Source organism: Anaerotalea alkaliphila, assembly GCF_010179735.1.
Lineage (GTDB): Bacteria > Bacillota > Clostridia > Lachnospirales > Vallitaleaceae > Anaerotalea > Anaerotalea alkaliphila.
Genome location: NZ_JAAEEH010000076.1, coordinates 1 through 2,575 on the forward strand (window position 1 = coordinate 1; position 2,575 = coordinate 2,575).

Consider the following 2,575-nt stretch of genomic DNA (forward strand, 5'->3'; position numbering starts at 1 on the left):
AATCGCTCCTTTTCTTGGTGAATATGTGGGTTGTTCATCTCTATGCCTTCATTATATAGGGCACAACGCCAAGGGCATAGAGTAAAAAATTCACATTCACTGGTCATTTTTGACATCCCCGCCGGAAAGGAGCTCCCGGTACCGGGTCGGTGTCTGTCCTGTCTTTTTCTTGAAAAGCTTGACGAAATAATTGGGGTCCGCATAGCCGATGCATTCCCCAATCTCCCGGACGCTTAGGGAAGGGTCCGACAACAGTTCCTTGGCGGCTCCAATCCGCAGGGAGGTCAGGTGGTCGATGAAGTTCTGGCCCCAGTAGGCCTTGAAAAGGCGGCTGAAGTAGGCGGGGTTCAGATGGACCGTTTCCGCCACCGTTTCCAGGGAAAGGTTGTGCATGTAGTTCTTGGCCAGATACCGTTCCACCTCGCGCATCAGCAGGCTGGTCTTGTCGGCGGGGGCGTCCGGATCAGGAGTTCCCTGGGGAACCACATCCTGGAAGAGCCCCAGCTTCTCCCCCACCACGCCGATTACGTCCTCGTCCGAGACGGGCTTCAGCAGGTAGGCGGCGGCACCGATCTGTATGGCCTGCAAGGCGTATTCGAACAGGTTGTAGGCGGTCAGGTAGATGACGATGCAGTCGGGAAGGTGCGCCTTGATCTTTTTGGCGGCATCGACGCCCAGCATGCCCGGCATCTCGATGTCCATCAGGACAAGGTCCGCCTTCCAGAGGCAGGCGGTTTCCACGGCGGACTGTCCGTTGTAGGCGGTGCGCACCTGGAGCATGGTCCCCAGGTTCCGCTCCAGGATTTCCTTGATCGCATGGCATTCCAGGCGTTCGTCGTCCACAACCAGCACCTTATGCATAATGCTCCACTCCTTCCATATGCAGGTGGATCCTGACCACCGTCCCCATTCCGGGACGGCTTGCTACCGTCAATCGGCTTCCGCCCCCCAGCATCTCCACCCTCCTTCGGATGTTCGTGAGGCCGATGCCGGTGCCGAGGCCGGAATCCCCATCGACACCGGCATGCCGGGGCGCTTCCAGCGCCTCCAATGCATTCCGTTCCATTCCGATCCCGTTGTCCGCCACGGAAATGATCAGCCCTTCCTTGCATTCATGGATCCGTATGCGGATGCACCCCCCTTCCGGTTTGGGTGCCAACCCGTGGCCCAGGGAATTCTCCACCAGAGGTTGGAGAAGGAAGGTGGGGACCAAAGTGTGGTCCAAGTCCACAAAGGGGCTGATGCGCCAGCGCATGGAAATCCGGTCCCCGAAGCGGCTTTGCTGGAGGTTCATGTAATGGCGGACCAGGGAAATCTCCCGTTCCAAGGGAACCATGCTGTCTTCCGTCTGCATGATATAGCGGAAGAATTGGGACAGGCTCATGAGCAGGGCTTCCGTCTTGGGGGATTCCTCCAGGCGGGCGGTCCGGGAGATGGTGTTCAGGGTGTTGTAGAGGAAATGGGGTTTGATCTGGGCCTGGAGACGGAAGGCCTTCTCCTGGATCAGCAGCTTCTCCATGGTCAGCCCATGCAGTTCCTGTGCGTGGAGCTGCTGGGTGATCTGCAGGTTCTCCCGCATGCTTTGCTTCATCCGGTGGAACACACGGGCCAAACGGCCGATCTCGTCCGTATTCCGGACAACCACCTCCGGGCTGTCCAGGTCTCCATTGGCGATTGCGGCGGCCTCGGTAGCCAGGCCATGCAAGGGGGAGAGCACATCCCGCTTGAGCAGCCGGTGGAACAGCAGGTGGGAAAGGAGGAAGAAGAACAGGAAGCCGGTCCCCATGGCGGTGGCCTGGAACAGCATGTGCCGCTCCATGTCCACGTAGGCCTCCTGGCTGTTCCGCAAGGAAGCGTTCAGGAGTTGCTCGCAGTACGCCTGGATGTATTTTTCCAGGACGGTTATTTCGTTGTAGTATAGGATGTAGCCGGAGGCTTCCCGCTGATGGGGAAGAAGCCTTTGGATCCGGGTGTCGTAATGGGCGTACATGTTCAGGATGGCCCGCCCCAGGACCTGTTCTCCCGTGGAGGCGCTCCGGGTCCCGGAAGCGATGGTTCCAACCCGCACATCCATGGCTGCCTTGAACTTCCGGTATTCCTCCAGATCCTCTTCGGAAAGGGATACCATATGGTTCTCCAGGTGCTGGGACGCCAGGTTGAAATGGTGACGGAAGGTGGCGATCTCATAATGGATGTTGGTCTGTTCGTGGTACTGTTCCAGGAACATCCTCTCCCGCAGGAAGGTCAGGACCATGAACAGGTCGGCGACGAGCAGCAGGGACAGGATGTAGAGCAGGATTTTCGTCCGGATGGACGAAGAGGACCAAAAGGAAACGAGCATGGCTTCACCTCCAGGGTGTGGATTCCGCAGTTTCCTTGATTATATCAACAGAAGCGGATGGACACAATGGGGACGCCGGATATCTTGCGGTTTTTAACGGGAAGGCATATAATTCATAAGTGAAGTATCACATTTGGAGCAATCAAAAAAGAGCAACTAGAGACGAACTCCAGTTGCTCCAAATGTGGTTCTTCACGATTGTACCAACTCGCGGATGTTAGCCGGTGATCCGGA

At 57.3% G+C, this 2,575-nt stretch carries 2 protein-coding genes; both read right to left on the bottom strand.

The window, feature by feature from the left end:
• Nucleotides 1-96 precede the first annotated feature (96 nt).
• Nucleotides 97-861: a response regulator transcription factor gene (locus GXN74_RS14135; protein WP_162371578.1), complete on the bottom strand. Its 765-nt coding sequence runs from the start codon at nt 859-861 to the stop codon at nt 97-99.
• Nucleotides 854-2,341 carry a sensor histidine kinase gene (locus GXN74_RS14140; RefSeq protein ID WP_162371579.1) on the bottom strand — a complete coding sequence of 496 codons (1,488 nt, stop codon included), beginning with the start codon at nt 2,339-2,341 and terminating at the stop codon, nt 854-856. Before GXN74_RS14140 ends, GXN74_RS14135 begins: the two co-directional genes overlap by 8 nt.
• Between the last annotated feature and the right edge of the window lie 234 nt (nt 2,342-2,575).